Below are 19,350 nucleotides of genomic sequence, written 5' to 3' on the forward strand. Positions count from 1 at the left end.
CGCATCTGTTGTTTGAGAACTCCATAGTGATAATCCCATCCCGATGGTCGAGGTGTCGTGCCGTCCGAGGCCCGGAATCCGTTCGGCACAAGGGGTCTCGAGGCCCGGCGCCTGGGGCGCCGTGCACCTCGACCATCGGAGTGGGACGGGCGGGGTGGGACGGCGATCCGGGAGGGACCGGTCCTCCCCGCTGGTCGAGGTGCGAGCCGCGTGCGGCGAGCCTCGAGACCGACTGCACCAGTGCTGGATTCGACCCATGGTGGCCCGGATAATCATCGGTGCAACAGGTCTCGAGGCCCGGCGCCTGGGGCGCCGTGCACCTCGACCATCGGATGGGGAACCGCCGAACGTCATATATCGCTGGTCGAGGTGCGAGCCGCGTGCTCGTCGCTGGCGCTCCTCGGCACCTCGACCACCGGATGGGAGGGTCGCCGGGCGGGAGAAGCGTCAGAAGGTCAGTGGTGTGGTGGCGCTGGGGCCCTGGCGATATCGGGCGAGGTCGACCGACTGCCAACGTCCGTTGAACTCCGGTATCGGCAGCGGGAACCAATAGCTCGAGTCGAGCCACATCTGGCCGAGGAGGGGGACCGGGCCACCGGAGATGTCGTGCCACGTACCGATCGGAGCATCCCGGAACGTACCGACATTGTGTCCATCGACGAAGAAGTTGACATACTCCTTGTCCAGCTTGATCGAGTAATCATGCGGATTGGCAAGTAGTTTCGGGTCGAGGAGGACGATCTGCGGGAGCAGGGTTCCGGCCTTCTTGACCATCATGAAGAAGCCGCGCGGCATGTCCTGCGCGAACGCGTGGAACAACGGCGTGGTGAGAAGCTGGCTGGCCTGGCCCATGAATCCGGCCGAACCGTTCCACATGAACCACGCGACCTCGAGGCCCAGTGGATCGATGGAGCGATTCGAGATCCCCCAACCGGTGGTGCCGTTCCACGTCGGGATCTGTTGTGTGCCGGTCACTCTCATCGCCATCGTCTGGCCCGGCTCGAAGACGGGTTTGGCGAGGAGTTCGGCGTTGTTGTAAGGGAACAGGCCTTGCACCGTCGGTGGGACGGAGAACGTGGCGCCTTTCGGGCCGAACGACAAGCGGCTGTACCCGACGTCGGTGTTGCACCAGTCGCGAGGCGGATGGGCGAAGTTCTCGTCCATAGGACGAGATGGTTGTGGCGCTCCGGTGCCGATGTAGCCGGCGGCGGCGCGTGCGTTGAGCACCGCGCAGTTCGGCACGCCGTCATCCACGCCGGGGGTCTGGATGTTGGGGTCCGCCGATGCCATGCCGGCACCGGCGATGATCGCGGCTGCCGCCGCCACCGCGACCGTGTTACGGATGGCTGATTCACGGTGCATGACGCCTCGATTCACGGAGTGATTCAAATGTGGAAACAGACGTTATCAGAAATGTCTTTTCGAATCTGTTCCAGCTTCGGCGAAAGCGACATACCGGACCGAGGTCTGCGTCACAACGTGGCAATGACTGTTGATACGATTGCGGTGATCATCCTGCCCAACGGAGGTGCCATGAGCTTCGCCAGTCCCTTTCCTGATGTCGAGATCCCCGATGTCAGCCTCTACGAGTTCTTGTTCGGCTCGATCGCTGATGCCGATCTCGAGCGGGTGGCGCTTGTTGATCCGAAGTCGGGCGCGGAGACCACCTACGGGCAGTTGATCGGTCAGATCAATGCGGCGGCGGGGGCGCTCGCGGCGCGCGGTATCGCGGTCGGTGACGTCGTGGGGGTGTTGTCACCGAACATCCCGGCGTTCGCCACCGTCTTCCACGGCATCCTGCGCGCCGGCGGCACTGCGACGACGATCAATGCGTTGTTCACGGCGTCCGAGATCGCGAAGCAGCTTCGGGATTCGGGCGCCAAGATGCTGGTCACGATCTCGCCGATGGCCGAGCAGGCGCTCGCGGCGGCGACCGAGGTCGGTATCGCCGGGGAGAACGTGATCGTTCTTGACGGTGAGGGGCAGGACGTGACCGGCCACCCCAACGCTGCTGATCTGCTCGCGCCGAATCTGGCTGCCCCCGAGGTCACCTTCGATCCGGCGACCCACGTCGCGGCGTTGCCTTACAGTTCGGGCACCACCGGGAACCCGAAAGGTGTTGCGCTGAGCCATCGCAACCTGGTGGCCAATGTGGCGCAGATCAAACCGTTGCAGGGGATGACGCCCGATGATGTGGTGATCGCGGTGCTGCCGTTCTTCCATATTTATGGGATGACCGTGCTGCTGAATGCGGCGTTGTACAACCGTGGTCGCCTGGTCATCATGCCGCGCTTCGATCTCGTCGAATTCCTCGACAACATCCAGAAGTATCAGGTGACCAGCGCTTATATCGCGCCGCCGGTCGCCGTGGCGTTGGCCAAGCACCCGATCGTCGACAACTACGATCTGTCGTCGCTGAAGGTGATGATGTCGGGGGCGGCCCCGCTCGATGACGAGTTGGGCAAGGCGGTGGCCAAGCGTCTGGATCTGCATATGTTGCAGGGCTACGGCATGAGTGAGCTTTCGCCGGTCAGCCACCTCATCCCGATCGACACGACTGCGGCGCTGGGTGTCGAGGAGCCGCCGTTGTCGTCGACGGGGTGGGCGATCCCGAATACCGAGAACAAGATCGTCGACCCGGGGACCGGCACGGAGATCGAGCTCCCTGCCGAAGGGTTGTCCGAACCCGGTGAGCTGTGGGTCAAGGGCCCCAACGTGATGTTGGGGTATCTCAACAACGAGCAGGCCACCGCCGACACCATCGACGCCGAGGGTTATCTGCACACCGGAGACATGGCGCAGGTCGACCCGACCGGGTGTGTCTACATCGTCGATCGGCTCAAGGAACTGATCAAGTACAAGGGCTATCAGGTGCCGCCGGCGGAGTTGGAGGCGTTGTTGTTGACGCATCCGAAGATCGCCGACACCGCGGTGATCGGGGTCAATGATGCCGACGGTGAGGAGATCCCGAAGGCGTTCGTGGTCACCCAGCCCGATGCCGACCTCGACGAGAACGAGGTGATCGAGTTCGTCGCCGCCAAGGTCGCGCCACACAAGAAGGTCCGCGCCGTCGAGTTCATCGACGCCATCCCGAAGTCGGCGTCGGGCAAGATCCTACGAAAGGACTTGCGCAAGTAGGTGACCGGCGGGTCATCGGGCACAATCGCTGCGGTGATCCCCATCCGCCACCTCGTGCTCGCCGCGTCGCTGATCGCCACCACCGCCCTGACCGTCGGTCTCGGCGTCACCGACCCGGCCACGCCGCTCTACTATCCGACGCGGTTTCTGGTGTGGAATCTGTTTCTTGCCTGGATTCCGATGATCTTCGCGGTCGGATTCGCCGTCGTCCGGCGGCGCGTGTGGCTGATCCCGCTCGGTGTCGGGTGGCTGGCGTTCCTGCCCAACGCGCCCTACCTCGTCACCGACCTCGTGCACCTCCGCGAGGGCTATGACCTGTGGCGGCACATCCTGCAGTACGGCTTCGCGGCGTGGACCGGCATCATCCTCGGCGTGGTGTCGTTGCTGCTGGTGCACCGGCGCCTCGGCCGGGAATTCGGCCCGATCTTCGGCTGGCTGGCCGTCGTGTGCTCGGTCGGGCTGTGCGCGATCGGCGTCGTCATCGGCCGCTTCCAACGCTGGAACTCCTGGGATCTGCTGACCCGGCCCGGATACGTCGTCCGATCGACCCTGGGATGGGTGGGTTCTCCGTTCTCCCACGTCGAATCGACCGGTGTCGCAGTGGCCGTCGCGCTGTTCTTCGGGCTGGCGTACCTGACGATCTGGGCGATCGACGGCCTCGACGCGGTGCGGCCCAGCAAGCGCTGACCCCGCCCGACCGGTGTGACAAACTATCGACCATGAGCAACGGCACCCTGATCCTGATGCGGCACGGCGAGAGCGAGTGGAACGCGTCCAACCAGTTCACCGGCTGGGTCGACGTCGCGCTCACCGACAAGGGCGAGGCCGAGGCGAAGCGGGCCGGCGAGCTCCTCGTCGAACATGATCTGCTGCCCGATGTCCTCTACACCTCACTACTGCGCCGGGCGATTGCGACCGCGCAGATCGCGTTGGACACCGCCGATCGGCACTGGATCCCGGTGGTCCGCGACTGGCGTCTCAACGAACGTCACTACGGTGCGCTGCAGGGCCTGAACAAGGCCGACACCCTTGAGAAGTACGGCAAGGAGCAGTTCATGCTCTGGCGTCGCAGCTACGACACCCCGCCGCCGCCGATCGATCCCGACGCCGAGTACAGCCAGACCCACGATCCGCGGTACGCCGATCTCGCCGAGGTGCCGCTGACCGAATGCCTCAAGGACGTCGTCGAGCGGCTGATCCCGTATTTCACCGAGACCATTGCCGCCGACATCACCGCCGGCAAGACCGTTCTCATTGCGGCGCACGGTAATTCGCTGCGCGCACTGGTCAAGTACCTCGACGGGATCTCCGACGCCGACATCGCCGGTCTCAACATCCCGACGGGCAATCCGCTGCGTTACGACCTCGACGAGAACCTCAAGCCGCTCAATCCAGGGGGCACTTATCTGGACCCTGAGGCCGCCGCGGCGGGTGCGGCAGCGGTCGCTGCGCAGGGACAGAAATAGCCACGTGGTGTGATCTGTAACACAATCGTCATGGCGGCGCTCGTGTGACAGGCGCTACATTGGGTGCATGGCAGATCCGGGGCACCTGCGCATCGCTCATTCGGCTGCGCGCGAGCGATACGAAGCAATCCTGACCACCGACTCCGACGGTGACGAGATCACGGTGGGATATGTCGATTACGTCTCCGAGCCGTACCAGGTGGTGTTGACCCATACCGTCATCCCGGAGGCCTACTCCGGGCGCGGATATGCCGGCCAGCTCGTGCAAGCGGTTCTCGATGACATCCGCAATGCGGGAAAGCAGGTCGTGCCGGTCTGTTCCTATGTGCGGCACTTCATCGACCGCCATCCGGAATACGCCGATATGGCGGTACCGGTTCCGCAGTGAGAATGCGCCTATGCCACCCCGGCTCAGCGCTGGTGAGCCCTGGTGGTGCCCTGACGATCCCGGTCGGGACCCGTTCGTAGGCCATTTCGGTGCCTCAGGTCACGTTTCGGTGGAACACCGCGTGAACGGAAGTCGAATTGTGCCGTCGGGAATGTTCGCGAAGTTTCCGGGACCGTAAGCTGCCAGTGTGACCGCTGCATTCATTGCCGGGGCCATCGTGGCAGTTGTGCTCGCGTTGTTGCTCGGGTACGAGCTCGGTCGTGGTGACGTGCGCGATCGGTGGTTTCGCCGATCCTCCCGCGACGCCGCCTCGTCCCATCTCGCCGCATCCGTCCACTCCGATCCCGTGCACTCCGATTCCGACGTGATCCCCAGCGGCGCACCCGTCGTCGCCGACCGTCCCCGCGAGGTCCCGGATTCGGCGGCCCTGCGCGAATCCGATCTCCCCGTGGTCACCCCGGACGGTCAGATGACCAAGGCCGGGCTGCTCAGCCTCATCGTCCGCAATTCCGAGGTCGCCGTCGCCGTCGTCGACGAGTTCCGCGACGTGGTGCTCTACAACCATCGGGCCGTCGAGCTCGGGCTCGTCTCCGAGCATCTGCTCGCCGAACCGGTGTGGGAGCAATCGCTGACCGTCCTCGAGACGGGCGAGCAGGCGCGCTTCGACTTCGTCCCGCCGACCTCCACGCTGGGATTCCTCTCCACCGGGCGCGCCACCAAGCGCAACGCCGAATCGGTGCGCTGTTTGGCCCGGCTCGGCTATCACGGCGACGAGCGCTACGCGATGATCTACGGCACCGACGACACCGAGAACCTGCGGGTGGAGGCCACCCGCCGTGACTTCGTCGCCAACGTGTCCCACGAGCTCAAGACCCCGGTCGGCGCGATCGGTCTGCTGGCCGAGGCACTGATCGAGTCCGCCGACGACGCCGAATCCGTCGAACACTTCGGGCACCGCGTCGTCGCCGAGGCCACCCGGATGGGCAACATGGTGTCCGAACTGATTGCGCTGTCCCGACTCGAGGGCGGCGAGAAACCGCATTTCGCGGCCGTCGACGTCGACGAGCTCATCGACTCCGCCATCGACGGGGCCGCGGTGAGCGCCGAGGCCGCCAACATCGTCCTGCGCGCCGACGAGCCCATCCACACCTGGGTGCGCGGCGATCGGATGCTGCTGCTGACCGCGTTGAGCAACCTGATCGTCAACGCCATCGCCTACTCGCCGGAGAACACGACCGTCTCGGTGAGCCGGCGCGTCACGACCTCGGCCGGGGTGCCGATGGTGTCGATCGCGGTCACCGACCGCGGCATCGGCATCAACCCGTCCGATCAACAGCGCGTCTTCGAACGTTTCTTCCGCGTCGACAAGGCGCGGTCGCGTCTGACCGGCGGCACCGGTCTGGGCCTGGCGATCGTCAAACACGTTGCGGCCACCCACGACGGCACCATCAACCTGTGGAGTCAACCCGGCACCGGGTCGACGTTCACCCTCTCGATTCCCCAGGACCTCGACGCCGAGAACGCGCATGCGTCCGGGGAATCCGAGAAGGAGTCCCACCGAGCCGACCCCCAGATCGCGTGACCTCCTCGGAGGAGGACGACGAGAGTCACGTGACCACGCAACTACGAGAACGTCTGAGAAATAAGGAGCTTCACGAGTGACGCATGTACTGATCGTCGAGGACGAGGAGTCGTTGGCCGATCCGCTGGCCTTCCTCCTGCGCAAGGAGGGGTTCGAGGCGAGCGTCGTCAACGATGGTGCACAGGCCATCTCGGTGTTCGAGCGCATCAGCCCCGACATCGTCCTGCTCGACCTCATGCTCCCCGGGGTGTCGGGGACCGAGATCTGCAAATCGCTGCGCGCCCGGTCGAGCGTGCCGGTGATCATGGTGACCGCCCGCGACAGCGAGATCGACAAGGTCGTCGGACTCGAACTCGGTGCCGACGACTATGTCACCAAACCGTATTCGGCGCGTGAGCTCATCGCACGCATCCGGGCGGTCCTGCGTCGTGGGGGAGACGTCGGCGACGACGACCTGGCCTTGGCGGTCCTGGAATCCGGACCGGTCCGGATGGACGTCGAACGCCACACCGTCGCGGTCAACGGCGAGTCGATCACGTTGCCGCTCAAGGAGTTCGATCTCCTCGAATACCTACTCCGCAACTCCGGACGGGTACTCACCCGCGGGCAGTTGATCGACCGCGTGTGGGGTGCGGACTACGTCGGGGACACCAAGACCCTCGACGTCCACGTCAAGCGGCTGCGCTCGAAGATCGAACCCGATCCGGCCTCGCCGAAACACCTTGTGACGGTGCGTGGATTGGGCTACAAGTTCGAGCCGTGATCAGCCTGCGGCGTCGGTGTCGGCGTCGAGTAGCTCGTACTTGATGTCGGTGTCGCGGCGGCTGGTCGCGGCCCGGGTCGCCGGGTGGATTGCGATGAGCCCGAGTCCGTTTCGGCGTCGGCACGCATCGGCGAGCGCCTCGTAGGCGGGGCGGCCGATCAGCTCGACCAGTTCGGGCTCGTAGGACTGCCACACCTGGGTCGCCCCGACGTGCGCGTCGGGGGACCCCGAGCAGTACCACTTCAGGTCGTGACCGCCCTCGCCCCAGCCGCGGCGGTCGTACTCGGTGATGGTGGTCTTGAGGATCTGGGTGCCGTCGGGCCGCTCCACCCAGTCCTGCTCGCGACGTACCGGAAGTTGCCAGCACACATCGGGTTTCACGGTCAGCGGTTCGAGACCGCGCCGCAGCGCCATTGCGTGTAGCGCACAGCCGGGACCCCGCTCGAAGTCCGGACGGTTCAAGAAGATGCACGCGCCCTTGTGTTGGCGGGTCTTCAGGGCGGGCTCGTCGTCGAGTTCGTCCTCGACGAGATACCCACGCGGGCCGAGCGGATCCTTGCCCGACCCCTTCTTGTGGAACTGCCAGTCGTCGGCGGTCAGCATCGCCACACCCTTGGCCAGCCGTTTGCGGTCGTCCTTGTCCGACAGATACGCGCCGTGCGTGCAACATCCGTCGGTCTCGCGGCCGTCGACGATGCCCTGGCAGGCGGGCGTGCCGAACACGCACGTCCAGTGCGAACACAACCAGGTGAGGTCGGCGTTGATGACGTGTTCGGGATCGGCCGGATCGGCGAATTCGTACCATTCCCGGGGGAAATCGAGATCGACCTCGGGAGCGGGCGTCGTCCGCGGGGCTGCGCTGGGCTTGGGCACATCCCAACGGTAACCGTCACCGCCCGATCGCCGCACCACAGCGACCCGCCGCAGACAACCGAACCCGCGACGCACTACCGTGTATCCGTGCGTTTAGGAGTCCTCGACGTGGGCAGCAACACAGTTCATCTCCTGGTGGTCGATGCCCACCGCGGAGGACATCCGACCCCGATGAGTTCGACGAAGGCGGTGCTGCGGCTCGCCGAGCACATCGATGCCGACGGGCGTCTCACCGCCGGTGCCGCCGAACGGCTCGTCGACTCGATCGAGGAGTTCACCCTCATCGCCAAGAGTTCCGGCTGCGAGCAGATGATGGCGTTCGCGACCTCCGCGGTCCGCGACGCCACCAACTCCGACGGCGTCCTCGCGCGGGTCGCGGCCAAGACCGGCGTCCAGGTGGAGGTTCTGACCGGTCGCGACGAGGCCCGGCTGACGTCGTTGGCCGTGCGCCGCTGGTACGGCTGGAGCGCCGGACGCATCCTGGCGCTCGACATCGGCGGGGGCTCGCTGGAGATGTCGAACGGCGTCGACGAGGAACCCGACGTCGCGCTGTCGCTGCCACTGGGTGCCGGCCGCGTCACCCGCGACTGGTTACCCGACGATCCGCCGGACCGGCGCCGTGTCGGGGTCCTGCGTGATTGGCTCGACGCCGAGATGCGGCCGGCCGCGAAGGAACTCCTCGGACCGGGTAAGCCGGACATCGCGGTCGGCACGTCGAAGACCTTCCGCAGCCTGGCCCGCCTGACCGGCGCCGCCCCGTCGGGGGCCGGTCCCCGCGTCAAGCGGACCCTCACCGCCGGTGGACTGCGGCAGCTCATCGCCTTCATCTCGCGCATGACCCGAGACGACCGGGCCGAACTCGAGGGCGTCAGCGCCGATCGGGCCGGACAGCTCGTCGCCGGGGCACTTGTGGCCGAGGCGGCAATGCGCGGACTCGGGGTCGATACACTGGAAATCTGCCCGTGGGCGTTGCGGGAGGGGGTCATCCTTCGTCGCCTCGATGCGGAGCCGGCCGACACCTCGGATCCGGCTGCATCAGGCATCGGTGCACGCGACGTCCACTGACACGCGAACGACGCGAGTCGCCGTACCGCCACTCCCGGCGGCGCGGCGAGATTGGTGAGGACGGAGAGCGCACTTCGATGGCGAACACACCCGGCGGTAACGAGCCCGGCGGCCGCAACCCCGGTGGCAGCGACCCCGACGGGGCGACCGACTCCCGGCCCATCTCGGTGTCGGAGCTGCTCGCCCGCACGCAGGCCGCCGATGCGGCGGACGCGACAACCGGCTCGCGCCGGGACCGGGGACGTCGGCGCGCGGGGCGTGCCGGTGCCGTCTCGGTGTCCGAGCTGACCGGTGAGATCCCCCGGGTCGAGGGGCCTGCCGCTTCTGACACCCCCGGTACGACTCCCGACACCGCCGGCACCCCAGCTCCGACCACTGCTACCCCGAGCCCTGCTACCCCGGCCACCCCCGCCGCGGGTGCGCCCGCACCGAGCGCCCCCACGCCGGACGGCCCGGAGACAGCACCCTGGTCACCGTCACCGACGTCGGGCGCGTTCCCCCGGTCGCAGAATCCCCTCGCCGCACGGGGCCCGGCGACCGGGCCGGTCACCGAGCCCGGCCCGCGGGTCAGTCGTGGCGCGAGTTCGGGAGCGGCGAGTGGCATGCCGAGCTTTGCTCCGCCCCCGACCCGGGACTTCACTTCCGGTGACGTATCGCGTCGATTGCGGGACCAGCCGGCCGATCCCGCCTCGGCCGCCGCCGGTTCGGACGCCGGTGGCCCCGATCCGACCAGCCACGACCCGGCCACTGCGAACGCGGTCACCGGCATCATCCCGCTCGTCGACGATGCCGACGCGGCCGCCGATGCCGACGCAGCCGCCGACACCGAGGACGCAGCGCCCCGCAGCGGCCGGTTCGAGGAGGTCTTCGACGAGGACTTCGAGGCCTATCGATCGTTCGCCGACGTCGAGCACGCCGAGGAGGAGCCGAAGAAGAAGCGCCGCTGGTTCGGCCGCGGCAAGAAACAGGACACCGCAGCAGCAAGCGCTGCCGCAGCGGGTGCGGCTACCGCGGGTGCGGCCGCGGCAGGTATGGCAGCCGCCGCCGACACCGACGAGTCCGCCGGCACCGGGACTCGCGCAGGTATCACCCACCAGCCCGACGACGTCGCCGCCGACGCCGTCACCGGCATCATCCCGATCGTCGACGACAGCGAGGTCGGCGACGATGTGCACATTCTCGACGCCGACGACGTCGAGGGCGCCGACCTGGCCGCGCCCAGCGGGTCATTCGGCGCCGAGCACGGGCCGTTCGATCAGGCCGATCGTGAGCCCGCCCCGACCGTCGCCGCGAACGTCCTCGACCCGGCCGACGAGCCCGAACCGCACCGCGACGAGTCGCACCGCGATGAGGCGCACCGCGACGACTCCGCCGCCGGCACCGCAGGCACGGTGGCCGCAGCCGCCGGACTCGGTGGATTGGTCGCCGCGAGCCGCCAGGCCGGGCGCGAAACCGACTCCACCGACGAGCCTGCCGAGACCGTTGCCGCGAACGTCCTCGCCGATCATGCCGACGCCGACCATGGCAACGCCGACCATGCCGACGCCGACCATGGCAACGCCCACCCCACCGACGCCGACCCCGCCGAGCGTGGACCCGTCGCCGACGCGACCGCCGACCCGGAGACCCGAGATCGCGCCTCGAAGGCGCGCAAGGCGCGAAAAGCCAAGCCCGCCAAGGCTGATGGGCGTGAGTCGTGGGCCGATCGCAAGCCGGTGTTGGCGTGGCTCGCGGTGATCGCCGAGGTCATCGCCGGGCTGGCCATCGGCGTGGGTCTGTTCTGGGGCTTCACCGAGCTGTGGAAGTGGAATCCGTACTTCGCGTTGGTGCTCGCGGTGCTGGTGATCTTCGGCATCGTCACGTTCACCCATCTGGTGCGCCGGACGTCGGATCTGATCACCACCTTGCTCGCGCTCGCCGTCGGGCTGATCGTCACGATCGGCCCGCTCGTGCTGTTGTCGACGTGAGCGAGTCGCGCGAAGCCCTCGGTCCCTCGACGGTGGCCGGGGAGATCCCGATCGGACTCTCCACGGCATCGGTCTACCCGCAGAACACCGAGGCGGCCTTCGCCTACGCCGCCGACCTGGGCTTCGACGGGGTGGAGCTGATGGTGTGGGGTGATCCGGTCAGCCAGGACATCCGGCATGTCGAGCACCTCTCCGAGCGGTATCAGGTGCCCGTGCTGTCGATCCACGCGCCGTGCCTGCTCATCACCCAGCGGGTGTGGGGACGCGATCCGCTCAAGAAGCTCGCGCGCGCCGCGCACGCTGCCGAGGCGCTCGGTGCCGCCACCGTCGTCGTCCATCCGCCGTTCCGCTGGCAGCGCGCCTACGTCGAGGGCTTCGACGATCTGGTGGGGGAGTTGTCGGAATCGGACGTCTCGATCGCGGTCGAGAACATGTTCCCGATGCGCGCCGACCGCGTCTTCGGGGCCGGTGAACGCTCCGCGCGCCGGCTCACCCGCCGCGGCGGCACACCCGGCCCAGCGGTGTCGGCGTTCGGCAAGTCCATCGACCCCACCGACGACGGTTACGACCACTACACCCTGGACCTCTCGCACACCGCGACCGCGGGCACCGACGCCGTCGCCCTGTACGAGCGGATGGGCGCCCATCTGACGCACCTGCATCTCGCCGACGGATCCGGGGCGGCCACCGACGAGCACCTGATCCCCGGCGACGGGACCCAGCCGTGTGCACAGGTGTGTCACCGGATCGCCCGCAGTGATTTCTCCGGCGCGGTGATCCTCGAGGTCACCACCTCCTCGGCGCGGACCAAACCCGAACGGCAGGCGATGCTCGCGCGTTCGCTAGATTTTGCCCGGCAGCACCTCAAGCGTGAGACGAGCCGGACCCGGTGGCTGCCGGAAAGGTGACATGAGCCCGAAGCTGACCGAACTGCTGGACCTCGCCGTGACCGGCGGTCCGGCCGCGGCGCCGACGGCACCAGCGGAACAACCGTCGATCACCTACACCACCTCGATCGATCCGGCGTTCACCATCGGCCCCAAGGTGCACGGCGGCACCATGCAGATGATCATCGCGCGGGCGGCCTCACGCGCCTTCGACGATCTCGCTCCCGGCAGCCCGGACACCTCGCTGCACGCGGCCGACCTCGTGCCGGTCGCCATCGCCAGCGACTATCTCGCCGCGCCCGATCCGGCGCCGGTGCAGGTCACCGCGACCGTCCGCAAACGCGGGCGCACCGTGACCCTGCTGCACGTCGATCTCGCCCAGAACGGTCGGACCATGGTGTCGTCGTCGGTGACGCTGGCCCGCCCGGACAGCGGTCCCTCGCGGCATTCGTCGCCCCACGTGCTCGACGGCCTCGCCCCGACGCCGGCCGCCGACGCCCTCCGCATCGCGGACTCGCCGATGGCCGACGTCATCCATCTCGGGGCGGCCCTCGACACCGCTCTCGACACGCACAGTTTCCCGGCGGCACGCGGGCAGACCGGCGATCCGGTGGTGCGCGGCTGGTGCCGCCCCAAGGGCGCCGAACCCGACGCGGACTTCGCGGTTCTGGTGTGCGACATCTCGCCGCCGGTCGTGATGAACCTCGCGGTGTTCGGATGGGCGCCGACCGTGCAGCTGACCACCTACATCCGTCGCGAGCCGGCCCCGGGCTGGCTGCGATTCGCCGCGACGAGCCTGGAGGTGGGCCCCGGGATGTTCGAGGAGGACCACCTCGTGGTGGACTCGACGGGTGCGGTCGTGGCCCAGTCACGTCAGCTCGCGCTGATCCCGGCCGGGGTGAGTGCCCGGTAGTTCTGTCACAGCAGGCCCGACCCCAGCAGACCCGTGAACGAGAAAGGCACACCCCACCAGTGACCGAGCGCATCGCGATCGTCGGCGGCGGCAAGATCGGCGAGGCCCTGCTCGCCGGGCTGATCGCCGCCGGCAAACAGGCAAAGAACCTCGTCGTCGTCGAACGTGTCCCCGAGCGGGCCACCGAGATCGCCGACGAGTACGGGGTCCTCGTCACCGACGACGTCACCACCGCGGTCAGTTCGGCGCAGTTCGTCTTCCTGGCGGTGAAACCCGACGACGTCGAGGGTGTCCTGCGCAAACTCGCCGCCGCCGACGACGACGCCGAGTCCGAACGCGTGACGGTGACCCTCGCCGCGGGCATTCCGCTGGCCCGCTACGAGAAGATGTTGCAGGCGGGTTCGCCGGTCGTGCGCGTCATGCCCAACACCCCGATGCTGGTCAACGAGGCCATGTCGGCGGTCGCGGCCGGACGCCACGTCGACGACGAGCAACTGCGGGCGGTCGTCGCACTCCTCGAGTCGGTGGGCCGCGTCGCGGTGGTACCCGAGAAGCAGATGGATGCGGTCACCGCGATCTCCGGATCCGGGCCCGCCTACGTCTTCCTGATGGCCGAGGCGATGATCGATTCCGCGGTCTCGCTGGGCCTGACCCGTGCACAGGCCACCACCCTGGTCGTGCAGACCATCCGCGGCGCCGGCGTACTGCTCAGTGACTCCGGACTCTCCCCGGTCGATCTCCGTGCGGCGGTCACCTCGCCGGGCGGAACCACCGCCGCCGCCGTGCGCACCCTGGAGACGCAGGGGCTGCGTGGGGCGTTCTACGAGGCGACCGAAGCCGCCGCCGACGCCAGCGCACGCGCTGGACGTCGAGCTGACGTTGAGGGTTCACAGCCCTGACACGCCGACCCGTTGGCCCCACGATTAGTGGTTATTCCTCGAGAAACCCCAGTATGTTGTGGTTGGGCACGGCAAAACGGTAATTTCCTGGCCACTCACGTCGCTTTTTTCACATCAGCCACGCTAAGCTCCTTTAAGCACGTGCGTGTCTGGTGTCCGCCGGAGGGGAAGCCGGCGGCCGCGACGCGTGCTCCGGAGGTATGAGAATTTCATGGCACCTGCAGAGACTCCAGGAGACAGGTCGGCATCGGTCGGCAACGCGGCTTCCGGGTCGCAGTTCCTGACCGTCGCCGAGGTCGCATCACTGATGCGGGTCTCGAAGATGACCGTCTACCGCCTGGTCCACAACGGTGAGCTGCCTGCCGTGCGCGTGGGCCGGTCGTTCCGTGTGCACGCCAAGGCCGTGCACGACTACCTGGAGACGTCCTACTTCGACGCGGGCTAGGCCCTCGGGCGTGCGGCCCGCTCCCCGCCGCGATGGTCGGACTCCGGTGATTTCGGTTTGACGGGGTCCGGCCGGTAAGGTGGGACTTCGGCTACGCCGCACCGGCTCGCCCGTCCGCGTCGGATATCCGTCGGAGATTCATCCCGACGGCGGTCATGACGCACGGCGACCGTCCCGCAGCACTTGCGGGCTCGATGAACATTGCACGTGAAGTGAGGAAGCACCCCATGGGTTCAGTGATCAAGAAGCGCCGCAAGCGCATGTCGAAGAAGAAGCACCGCAAGCTGCTGCGTCGTACCCGGGTGCAGCGTCGCAAGCTCGGTAAGTGAGCTGACCGCCGGGCCCTCTCGAGGGCTTCGGCGCCGCAACATCCGGTGTGGCCCGGCCACGCCCCACAAGAACCCGCCGCCGCGCGGGTTCTTGTCGTTCCGCGACCGTGGCGTATGTCAAACCCCTGCCGGGTGACCTGCTCGCCCGGTGGGCCACTGTGCACTCGGGTTAGCCTGATGCCATGACCGACGCGACCGACTCGACGCCGCGGACCGTTCTGGTCACCGGAGCGTCGACCTTCCTCGGGGGCTATCTGGTGGCCCGGCTGGCCGCCAACCCCGACATCCGCCGGGTGATCGCCGTCGATTCGCGCGTGCCGCGCAAGGATCTGATGCGACGGATGGGCCGTGCGGAGTTCCTGCGGCTCGACATCCGCAGGCCGGCGATCGCCAAGGCCATCGCCAACTACGACGTCGACACCGTGGTCCATGCCGCGACGTCGATCATGGACACCGCGCCGCACTCCGCGGCGATCAAGGAGTTCAACGTCGTCGGCGCCATGCAGGTGTGCGCGGCGTGTCAGCGCAGCCCGTCGGTCAAGCGCGTGATCCTGCGGTCCACGGCGATGGTCTACGGCGCGAGTGCGAGCGATCCGTCGCACTTCTCCGAGGAGATCCCCGCCAAGCGCGAACCCACCCGCAGCTACGGCCGCGATCTGCTCGACGTCGAGGGGTACTTCCGCGGACTCGGGCGCAGGCGCCAGGACATCGAGGTCACCATCATGCGGCTGCAGGCGATGCTGGGACCGCGGATCAACACCCGGATCAGCTCGTACCTCTCGTTGCCGGTGGTGCCGACGGTGTTCGGGTTCCAGCCGCGGTTGCAGTTCCTGCACGAGGAGGATGCGCTCGCGGCGATGGAACACGCGACCTTGGCGAGCCGGCCGGGCACGTTCAACGTCGCCGGCGACGGCGTGGTCACCCTGACGCAGGCGGTGCGGCGCACCGGACACCTCGAACTGCCCGTCCCCGGGCGTCTACTCGCGCCGATCACCGGGGTGCTGCAGGATCTCCGGTCGGCCAAACTCCGTAGCTCACAAACCGAGTTCCTCACCTACGGGCGGGTGCTCGACACCACCCGGATGCGATCGGAACTGGGATTCGCACCGCGCTACACGACCCTGGAGACACTCGACGACTACATCGCGCGCAGCGGGGTCACCCCGGTCATCAGCGCCGACCGTTGGCGCGGACTCGAACGCAGCGTCGTGCGGACCGCCCTGCAGTTGCGCTGACGCTCGGGTCGGGTTCGCGGCGGACGTGATGAATGTGACGCCGAAAGTCCGGTGTGGCAAGCGATGTCCCGGTTCCGTGCGACCGCACCGCATACGGCATGCAACCCCTCTGCAACCCGAGTAGCATGGGTCCTCAGCAGTTCGTCCGGTGTCGAACACGCCGCCCGTGGCAGGGCTATCGTTGACGCGTAGACAGTGAAGACAATTTCCGATTGGCACATCGACATCAGGGTTGTGGGGTGAGAGCGTGGCGGGTGGTCCGGTACCTGATACGCGCACCGCGAAGGTCATCCAGCTCTACGCGAGTTCGGCGCCCTCGTCCGACCGACAGTCCGGCCTCGACGCAGGCAAGGGCCGTCATCCCAGCCAGCAACCGGGTCCGGTCCGTCCGACCGTGTCGCCCCGTCATGAGCCGCTGGGCCATCCCAACACCGACGGGTTCGGTCGGGAGCCCGCGTCGGTGACACCCATCAGTGACGAGATCACCGTCGACGACAGTCTCGGCGTCGAGCACGGGCGCGTGCGGCCCTCGCCGCTGTTCAGTCTCGGCGGTATCCGCAACGCCGTCGCCGATTCCCTCACCGCCACAGCGGGTTTCATCCGTGAGCGGATGACCGGGGATTACGAGGTCGACGATTTCGGTTTCGATCCGCACTTCACCGAGTCGGTGTGGTTCCCCGCGATCCGGCAGGTCTACGAGAAGTGGTTCCGGGTCGAGGTCACCGGGGTGGAGAACCTGCCCGTCGACGGCGGGGCGTTGCTCGTGGCCAACCACGCCGGGTCGATCCCGATCGACGCGATCATGACCTCGCTGGCCGTTCGCGACAATCATCCGACCGGCCGTTATCTGCGAATCCTGGCCGCCGACATGGCATTCGATTCGCCGGGCGTCAGTGAGGTGGCACGCCGGATCGGCGCCACCCTGGCATGCACCGCCGACGCCGACCGCCTGCTGCGCCAGGGCGAGCTCACCGCGGTGTGGCCGGAGGGGTACAAGGGCATCGGCAAGCTCTACAAGGATCGCTACAAGTTGCAGCGGTTCGGTCGTGGCGGTTTCGTCACCACCGCGCTGCGCAATGCCGCCCCGATCGTCCCGGTGTCCATCGTCGGCTCCGAGGAGATCTACCCGATGATCAGCGACCTCAAGCCGCTCGCACGGGTGCTCGGGTTGCCCTATGTGCCGATCACACCGACCTTTCCGTGGCTCGGCCCGCTGGGCCTGATCCCGCTTCCGTCCAAGTGGCACATCCATTTCGGTCGACCCATCGAGACCGACAGCTACGACGCCTCCTCCGCCGACGACCCGATGGTGGTCTTCGACCTCACCGACCACGTCCGCGAGGAGATCCAGCAGACTCTGTTCCGTATGCTCTCGCGGCGCGGCAGCGTCTACTTCGGCTGACGCGGTCCCTCGACGCCCACATCCGGGCGTATGTGGGCCGGTATAGATTGGGCGCATGTCCTTCGATGCGGAACTGGGTCCGCTCAACTACGTCGTCGTCACCTTCGAATCGCTTCCGCTTCCGGCCTCCGGATTCACCTCCCTCGCCGGTCTCGCCGACGCCGGGCGTATCCGAATCCTCGACGTGGAGTTCGTCCGGCGCGCCGCCGACGGTGCGGTCGCGGTGATCGATGCCGCCGAGGCCGGAATGCCCGACTTCACCGGTGCCACAACCGGACTCATCGATGCCGACGACGTCGCGACCGCGGCGCAGACCCTGCGACCGGGGGGTGTGGCCGTGGTCGTGGTCTACGAGGACCTGTCCATCGTCGAGCCGGTGCGCCGATGGGAGGCCGACGGCGGGATCGTCGTCGCCGAGGGTCCCATCGTCGTCGACGAACTCCTCGATGCACTCGACGCCACCGATGCACTCGACGCCACCGATGCACTCGAGCCCACCGAATCGCTCGAGCCCACCGAATCGCTCGACGCCACCGAAGGGAAATGACATGAGTTTGCTCAGGACCGCCGGCCGGGCGGCCGTCGCCAGTTCGGTGCACGGCCGCGTGCAGCGCCGCCAGCAGCAGCGTTGGGCTGCCCAGGGTGCCGCAGCCCCGGCCGCACCCCCGGCACCCGCACCGGCCGCGCCACCAGCGCCCGCGGCACCGGCCGGCGATGCGCGGTCGGAACTCATGGTGTCGCTGACCGCTCTGCGCAACGCCGGGGTCGTCACCGACGCCGAGTTCGCCGCGATCTCCGGAAGGATCTTCGCCTGATGCGCGCCGTCGTCTGTCACCAGGGGCAATTGAGTGTTCAGGATGTGAGTGCGCCCGAACCGGGCGTGGGAGAGGTGTTGCTGCGGGTCCGCCGGGCCGGCATCTGCGGGTCGGATCTCCACGCTCGGCTGCATGGCGACGAGACCGCCGATGTCGCCGCCGCCGTCGGTTACGACGCATTCATGCGGTCCGAGCAGTCGGTGATCATGGGTCACGAGTTCGTCGGCGAGGTCGTCGCCTACGGACCCAAATGCCGCAAGAAGTGGGAGCCGGGTACCGCCGTGGTCTCGTTGCCGATGGTGCGCCACGGCTCCGATCCGCATCTGACGGGCCTGTCCGAACACGCCCCCGGTGCGTACGCCGACTTCGTCATCGTGTCCGAGGACATGACGATGGAGGTCCCCGACAATGTCTCCCTCGACGAGGCGGCCCTGACCGAACCGATGGCCGTCGCCTATCACGCGGTGCGCCGCGGTGAGGTCGGTCGCCGCGACGTCGCGGTTGTGATCGGTTGCGGCCCCATCGGTTTGGCCGTTATCTTGATGCTCAAGGCCACCGGGGTGCGGACCGTCATCGCCAGCGACCTGTCGGCGGGCCGGCGTGATCTCGCGCGACAGGTCGGTGCCGACGTCGTCGTCGACCCGACCGTGGACTCGCCGTGGGACGCCGTCGTCGACAAGGGCCGGTACATGTCGCGGGCGTCGGATCTGTTCGGTGCCGCCTTCGACGGGATGCGCACCCTGCGCCGAATCCCGGTGGTGCCGTGGGCCTCGGTCTTTCATCTCGCCGACAAACTCGGGGCCACCCCGAAGGGGCCGGTCGTCTTCGAATGTGTCGGTGTGCCCGGCATGATCGAGCACGTGATGACCGGCGCGCCGCTGCGCTCGCGGATCGTGGTGGTCGGGGTCTGCATGGAATCCGACGCCATCCGCCCGGCGATGGGCATCAACAAGGAACTCGAGCTACGGTTCGTCTTCGGTTACGACCCGGCCGAGTTCCACGACACGTTGCAGATGATCGCCGGCGGCGACGTCGACGTCACCCCGCTCGTCACCGCGACCATCGGATTGGACGGTGTCGCAGCGGCTTTCGATGCCCTCGGCTCGGCCGAACACCATGCGAAGGTGCTCATCGACCCGGCCAGCGAGGTCGTCACACTCTGACCGCGGGATCGGTGGGCCGG

Annotated in this window: 20 protein-coding genes; 18 read left to right on the forward strand and 2 right to left on the reverse strand. The window is 67.6% G+C overall.

Going from position 1 to position 19,350, the window contains the following annotated elements:
- Window positions 1-447: 447 nt before the first annotated feature.
- Window positions 448-1,362, reverse strand: a complete 915-nt coding sequence (locus P3L18_RS19860) for a hypothetical protein (protein ID WP_079928844.1) — start codon at window positions 1,360-1,362, stop codon at window positions 448-450.
- Between the two features lie 171 nt (window positions 1,363-1,533).
- Here P3L18_RS19860 and P3L18_RS19865 point away from each other — a divergent pair, with 171 nt between their 5' ends.
- The 6 genes from P3L18_RS19865 to P3L18_RS19890 all read left to right on the forward strand — a co-directional run bounded on the left by P3L18_RS19865 (window position 1,534) and on the right by P3L18_RS19890 (window position 7,337).
- Complete coding sequence (locus tag P3L18_RS19865) at window positions 1,534-3,138, forward strand: AMP-binding protein (protein ID WP_026920326.1); 1,605 nt, start codon at window positions 1,534-1,536, stop codon at window positions 3,136-3,138.
- Between the two features lie 33 nt (window positions 3,139-3,171).
- On the forward strand, window positions 3,172-3,825 hold the full coding sequence (locus P3L18_RS19870) for a DUF1361 domain-containing protein (RefSeq protein ID WP_014359001.1): 654 nt from the start codon (window positions 3,172-3,174) through the stop codon (window positions 3,823-3,825).
- A gap of 32 nt (window positions 3,826-3,857) precedes the next feature.
- Entirely contained in the window at window positions 3,858-4,604 is a 747-nt protein-coding gene (locus P3L18_RS19875) for a phosphoglyceromutase (RefSeq protein WP_079928846.1), read from the forward strand.
- A 67-nt stretch (window positions 4,605-4,671) separates the two neighbouring features.
- Window positions 4,672-4,992: a GNAT family N-acetyltransferase gene (locus P3L18_RS19880; RefSeq protein WP_014359003.1), complete on the forward strand. Its 321-nt coding sequence runs from the start codon at window positions 4,672-4,674 to the stop codon at window positions 4,990-4,992.
- A 187-nt stretch (window positions 4,993-5,179) separates the two neighbouring features.
- Window positions 5,180-6,574: an ATP-binding protein gene (locus tag P3L18_RS19885; RefSeq protein ID WP_020172283.1), complete on the forward strand. Its 1,395-nt coding sequence runs from the start codon at window positions 5,180-5,182 to the stop codon at window positions 6,572-6,574.
- A 76-nt stretch (window positions 6,575-6,650) separates the two neighbouring features.
- Complete coding sequence (locus tag P3L18_RS19890; RefSeq protein WP_006372735.1) at window positions 6,651-7,337, forward strand: response regulator transcription factor; 687 nt, start codon at window positions 6,651-6,653, stop codon at window positions 7,335-7,337.
- Here P3L18_RS19890 and P3L18_RS19895 read toward each other — a convergent pair whose 3' ends face one another.
- Window positions 7,338-8,210, reverse strand: a complete 873-nt coding sequence (locus tag P3L18_RS19895; RefSeq protein ID WP_276115005.1) for a hypothetical protein — start codon at window positions 8,208-8,210, stop codon at window positions 7,338-7,340.
- Window positions 8,211-8,297: 87 nt separating this feature from the next.
- On the opposite strand from P3L18_RS19895, the gene P3L18_RS19900 reads away from it, so the two are divergent.
- The 12 genes from P3L18_RS19900 (at window position 8,298) to P3L18_RS19955 (ending at window position 19,330) form a co-directional block, all read left to right on the forward strand.
- Entirely contained in the window at window positions 8,298-9,275 is a 978-nt protein-coding gene (locus tag P3L18_RS19900; RefSeq protein ID WP_014359006.1) for a Ppx/GppA phosphatase family protein, read from the forward strand.
- Between the two features lie 77 nt (window positions 9,276-9,352).
- Window positions 9,353-11,242, forward strand: a complete 1,890-nt coding sequence (locus P3L18_RS19905) for a DoxX family protein (RefSeq protein WP_276115006.1) — start codon at window positions 9,353-9,355, stop codon at window positions 11,240-11,242.
- The gene (locus tag P3L18_RS19910) at window positions 11,239-12,150 is read left to right on the forward strand and encodes a sugar phosphate isomerase/epimerase (protein ID WP_014359008.1); all 912 of its coding nucleotides are present in this window, start codon (window positions 11,239-11,241) and stop codon (window positions 12,148-12,150) included. Before P3L18_RS19905 ends, P3L18_RS19910 begins: the two co-directional genes overlap by 4 nt.
- Before the next feature lies 1 nt (window position 12,151).
- Complete coding sequence (locus P3L18_RS19915; protein ID WP_014359009.1) at window positions 12,152-13,042, forward strand: thioesterase family protein; 891 nt, start codon at window positions 12,152-12,154, stop codon at window positions 13,040-13,042.
- A gap of 59 nt (window positions 13,043-13,101) precedes the next feature.
- Complete coding sequence (gene proC / locus P3L18_RS19920) at window positions 13,102-13,941, forward strand: pyrroline-5-carboxylate reductase (RefSeq protein WP_014359010.1); 840 nt, start codon at window positions 13,102-13,104, stop codon at window positions 13,939-13,941.
- A gap of 211 nt (window positions 13,942-14,152) precedes the next feature.
- Window positions 14,153-14,386, forward strand: a complete 234-nt coding sequence (locus P3L18_RS19925) for a helix-turn-helix domain-containing protein (RefSeq protein WP_006372728.1) — start codon at window positions 14,153-14,155, stop codon at window positions 14,384-14,386.
- Between the two features lie 227 nt (window positions 14,387-14,613).
- The gene (locus P3L18_RS19930; RefSeq protein ID WP_003402602.1) at window positions 14,614-14,715 is read left to right on the forward strand and encodes an AURKAIP1/COX24 domain-containing protein; all 102 of its coding nucleotides are present in this window, start codon (window positions 14,614-14,616) and stop codon (window positions 14,713-14,715) included.
- A 182-nt stretch (window positions 14,716-14,897) separates the two neighbouring features.
- Window positions 14,898-15,950: an NAD-dependent epimerase/dehydratase family protein gene (locus P3L18_RS19935; protein ID WP_006372726.1), complete on the forward strand. Its 1,053-nt coding sequence runs from the start codon at window positions 14,898-14,900 to the stop codon at window positions 15,948-15,950.
- A 247-nt stretch (window positions 15,951-16,197) separates the two neighbouring features.
- Window positions 16,198-17,352, forward strand: coding sequence for a lysophospholipid acyltransferase family protein (locus tag P3L18_RS19940; protein ID WP_276115007.1), 1,155 nt, complete (start codon window positions 16,198-16,200; stop codon window positions 17,350-17,352).
- A gap of 55 nt (window positions 17,353-17,407) precedes the next feature.
- Entirely contained in the window at window positions 17,408-17,899 is a 492-nt protein-coding gene (locus P3L18_RS19945; RefSeq protein ID WP_276115008.1) for a DUF6325 family protein, read from the forward strand.
- A gap of 1 nt (window position 17,900) precedes the next feature.
- Complete coding sequence (locus tag P3L18_RS19950; protein WP_043456272.1) at window positions 17,901-18,167, forward strand: hypothetical protein; 267 nt, start codon at window positions 17,901-17,903, stop codon at window positions 18,165-18,167.
- Window positions 18,167-19,330 (forward strand): zinc-binding dehydrogenase, encoded by a 1,164-nt coding sequence (locus P3L18_RS19955; protein ID WP_006372722.1) that lies wholly within the window; start codon window positions 18,167-18,169, stop codon window positions 19,328-19,330. The genes P3L18_RS19950 and P3L18_RS19955 overlap by 1 nt, the downstream gene beginning before the upstream one ends.
- The last annotated feature ends 20 nt before the right edge of the window (window positions 19,331-19,350 follow it).

Origin of the sequence: Gordonia sp. N1V, assembly GCF_029269935.1 — a bacterium.
Classification (GTDB): Bacteria; Actinomycetota; Actinomycetes; order Mycobacteriales; family Mycobacteriaceae; genus Gordonia; species Gordonia polyisoprenivorans.